Annotated in this window: 5 protein-coding genes and 1 pseudogene; 5 read left to right on the top strand and 1 reads right to left on the bottom strand. The window is 71.8% G+C overall.

What is annotated here, in order from left to right:
• From KGQ19_RS47995 to KGQ19_RS47975, 5 genes and pseudogenes are all read left to right on the top strand, one after another.
• Window positions 1–355 (top strand): annotated as a pseudogene (locus KGQ19_RS47995) (hypothetical protein); the annotation flags it as partial.
• Window positions 356–491: 136 nt separating this feature from the next.
• Window positions 492–1,052, top strand: a complete 561-nt coding sequence (locus KGQ19_RS47990; RefSeq protein ID WP_212022237.1) for a hypothetical protein — start codon at window positions 492–494, stop codon at window positions 1,050–1,052.
• A gap of 65 nt (window positions 1,053–1,117) precedes the next feature.
• Window positions 1,118–1,579: a hydroxyphenylacetyl-CoA thioesterase PaaI gene (gene paaI / locus KGQ19_RS47985; RefSeq protein ID WP_230420554.1), complete on the top strand. Its 462-nt coding sequence runs from the start codon at window positions 1,118–1,120 to the stop codon at window positions 1,577–1,579.
• A 78-nt stretch (window positions 1,580–1,657) separates the two neighbouring features.
• The gene (locus KGQ19_RS47980; RefSeq protein ID WP_212022236.1) at window positions 1,658–1,873 is read left to right on the top strand and encodes a hypothetical protein; all 216 of its coding nucleotides are present in this window, start codon (window positions 1,658–1,660) and stop codon (window positions 1,871–1,873) included.
• Between the two features lie 86 nt (window positions 1,874–1,959).
• Window positions 1,960–2,967: an N-acetylglucosamine kinase gene (locus tag KGQ19_RS47975; protein WP_212022234.1), complete on the top strand. Its 1,008-nt coding sequence runs from the start codon at window positions 1,960–1,962 to the stop codon at window positions 2,965–2,967.
• A 207-nt stretch (window positions 2,968–3,174) separates the two neighbouring features.
• On the opposite strand, the gene KGQ19_RS47970 is transcribed toward KGQ19_RS47975, so the two are convergent.
• The gene (locus KGQ19_RS47970) at window positions 3,175–3,498 is read right to left on the bottom strand and encodes an ArsR/SmtB family transcription factor (RefSeq protein ID WP_368862269.1); all 324 of its coding nucleotides are present in this window, start codon (window positions 3,496–3,498) and stop codon (window positions 3,175–3,177) included.
• Window positions 3,499–3,612: the final 114 nt, after the last annotated feature.

Raw genomic sequence — 3,612 nt, 5'->3', positions numbered from 1 at the left:
AGACACAGGTTCGACGACTCCCCCGCCGGCCCACAACCCGCCCGGGCCGATGGGCGCCGGCGACATCACGGTCCTGATTCCGAACTGGGTCGGCATGGCCACGGTGAACGTGTCCTGGAAGGCACATTCCGACGCGACGGGCTACAGCCTCCACTACACGGTCAACGGGACGCCCGGCACATCCGGGACCGACCAGACCGTGCCGGTCAGCGGAACCGGCTACTCGTACCAGATCCCGGCGGGCAGCACGACCTGCCTCCAGCTCGCCGCGGTCAACCAATACGGCACGTCGGCCATGTACCCGAGCCCGATGTACTGCGTGAACTCCTTCGGCCAGACGGTCAGCGGCGGATGACCTGGGACGAGCGAACCCCCGAGGAGGTCATCGGCGAGACGAAGGGCCGAGACCATCGATCACTGAATACTTCCCGCTCGGAGCCCTGAGGGCATACCGTACGTTCTTTCGAGCTTTGAATCTCTTGGGGGGAATCATGCGTCGGGCTCTCATTCCTGCTGCCCTGATACTGCTGGCCGCCGCCGGGTGCTCATCGTCGGCATCCACGAAGCCGGCTACGAACTCGTCCGCGCCGTCGAGCGGGGCGCCGGTCGCCCCGCCGAGTTCCGGACCGGTCGCCTCGGCCGCGCTGGGGGCGCCGATCACGCAGGGGTCGCTCAGCATCGTCGTGTCCGGTGCACCGACGGTGGCGAAGAACGGCAGCGGCGCATTGGCGACGTTCCAGGTCAGCATGACCAACAGCGGGGGCAGCGGCGACGCGGTGGGGCCGGACTTCTTCGGCGTCCGGTGCGACGCCAACCGGGGCGACGCGAACCCCGGCGATGAGATGTCGACGTCGACGGCCGCGCAGGACGAGCAGGTGCCGGCCGGGCAGAAGGTGTCCGGCACCACGGTATTGGCGTGGCTGAAGTGGAACGCCGTCACGAAGTGCACCGGGCCGACGACGATCGAGGCGCACTTCCAGGACAGCACTTTCGTGGCCTGGACGCTGCCGCAGTCGGTGGTCGACCAGGTCAACACGGCCGCCGGGGCGTAGTCGGGGCGCCGACTTCACCGGGGTCTTGTACGCCGTGTGCATGCCCGCGTCATAAAGTCGCTGGCATGCACACCGAAGAAGAAACCGCCGGGCTGGACGCCGCGCGCCGGATGTTCGACGCCGACAAGGCCTCGGCGGGCCTGGGGATCGAGCTGGTCGAGCTGGCGCCGGGGCGGGCCGCGGCGCGGATGCGGGTGACCGCGTCGATGCTGAACGGGCACGCCATCGGGCACGGCGGGTACGTGTTCCTGCTCGCCGACACCGCGTTCGCGCTGGCCTGCAACAGTCACGGGCCGGCCACGGTCGCCGCCGGGGCCGATGTCAGCTTCCTGGCGCCGATCCAGGAGGGGGACGTGCTGACGGCGCGGGCGCAGGAGCGGGTTCGGTACGGGCGCAGCGGGATCTACGACGTGACGGTGACGCGCAACGGTTCAACCACCGCCATCACCGAAACGACCGCTGATACACCCGCCGAACAGATCGTCGCCGAGTTCCGCGGCCGAAGCCGAGTCCTCACTGGTCGTTGACCTTTCAAGGAGGTATCAGCAATATGGCTGTAACCCAGATCACATCTGTGATCTGTCCGTCACAGTCAGGAGCCGCCGATGTCCATCGCCGATCGGGACCGGGTGGTGTTCGAGGAGTACGCCGAGCTCGGACGTGAGCTGTCCGAAGTCTGGCGACGGGAGCGGACCCGCAGCGTGCTGCAACGGATCGCCCGCACGTTGTACCTGGGGTACGCGCGCGCCGGGCTGGCGATGGTCGGGGTGAGCCCGGCGGCGATCCGGCCCACGGCGAAGGTGCCGCCCAGCCACGAGTGACCGCCGGCTGCTGACCATCGGCCGCCGGCCGCCGGCCGCCGGCTGCCGGCTGCCGGCTGCCGGGCCGCCGATATAGGGTGCCCGCCATGAACACCCCTGACGACCGCCCCCACGACCTGCTGCTCGCGGTCGACGGCGGCAACAGCAAGACCGATGTGCGCCTGGTCCGCCCCGACGGCTCGGAGGTCCGCCGGGCGGTCGGCGGGCCGTTCCGGCCGCAGGCGCTGGGAGTGCCGGCGGCGATGGCGGTGTTGGACGCGTTGGTGGAGCGGGTTCTCGGCACCGATGTACCCACCCCTGATAGCAGCGCCGCCGTCGACCGGGTCCGTGGCATCGGCCGGGTCCACACCATCGGCAAGGTCCGCGGCATCGCCGCCTTCCTGGCCGGCGCCGACCTGCCCGAGGAGATCGCCACCCTCCAAGACCAGGTCGAGGCCCGCGGCTGGGCCGACGAGGTCTACGTCGCCAACGACACCTTCGCCGTCCTCTACGCGGGCTCGGCCCGCCGCGAAGGCGTGGCAGTGGTCTGCGGGACCGGCGTCAACTGCGTGGCCGTGGCCCCGGACGGCCGGACCGCCACGTTCCCGGGCCTGGGCTGGGCCTCCGGCGACTGGGGCGGCGGCGGGGATCTGGGCCGGGCCGCTCTGTGGTGGGCGGTGCGCGCCGAGGACGGCCGGGGCCCGGCCACCGCGCTCACCGAGGCCGTCACGGCGCACTTCGGCCGCCCGCACGCCCTCGACGTGGTCCTGGCGATCCACCGCGGCGAGGTCTCCGACCGCCGCCTGGCCGAGTTGGCGCCGGCCGTGTTCGCCGCCGCCGACCGCGGCGACGAGGTCGCGTGGCTGCTGATCGACCTCCTCGGCGACGAACTCGCCGCCATGGCGACCTCGGCGGCGCGCCGCGCGGGCCTGATCGAGCCCGAGGTGCTGCTCGGGGGATCGGTCGCCGCCGCCGGACACCCCAGGTTGCTGGCCCGAGTCCAGGAGCGCGCGCCCGGCCCGGTCACGATCGTCACGGACCCGCCGGTGGCCGGGGCGGTGCGCTACGCGGTGGGCCGCTGGGGCGCCGACGTGTCGGTCCCGACCGGGGCCTGAAGCACGACCGGTGATTCGCGCTGTCGACAGCAGCGCGAATCACCGGAGCGCAACAGCGTCCCAGGTCGACCTGAAAAACTCGTTAAGAACGACAACGAAACGCCACAGCCGCGCAGTCCCGCCACCCGGTCGGAGGACATCAGGATCCTTATCCGGATTCATATCCGGATTCCTCCGGGTGTTACCGGGCTGGAACGGCGCGCGCACTCAGCCGGAGTCACCCCGGGCCTGCGCCGCTTCGGCCGCCTCGGCAACCGCCTTGATCCGCGCCAACCGCCGATCCCAATCAGCGGCCAGCGAAGCCATCCAGCGCGCCGTACCGTCCAGCGCCGCCGACCGCACCTCGTACCGCACCTCGCGACCGGCCCGGCGCCCGGTCACCAGACCGGCGGTGTCGAGCACGGCCAGGTGCTTCACCACAGCCTGCCGACTCACCGGCAACTCCCCCGCCAGCTCGGTCGCCGAGGCCGCGCCCCGGGCAGCCAGCACATCCAGCAGCCGGCGGCGGGTCGGATCGGCGAGCGCGGTCAGGACCTCATCGACCGGTTCGGCCGCGACGCCGGCTCCGGCCCCAGCTCCGGCGCCGACGTCAGCACCGCGTCCGCTTCCGCCACCGCCACCGGCTCCGGCGCCACCCGGCCCCGC

The sequence above is a fragment of the Catenulispora pinistramenti genome (genome assembly GCF_018274385.1).
GTDB classification, from domain to species: domain Bacteria; phylum Actinomycetota; class Actinomycetes; order Streptomycetales; family Catenulisporaceae; genus Catenulispora; species Catenulispora pinistramenti.
Note: the sequence above shows the minus strand (reverse complement) of the source record. Positions and strands in the feature narration are given on the sequence as shown.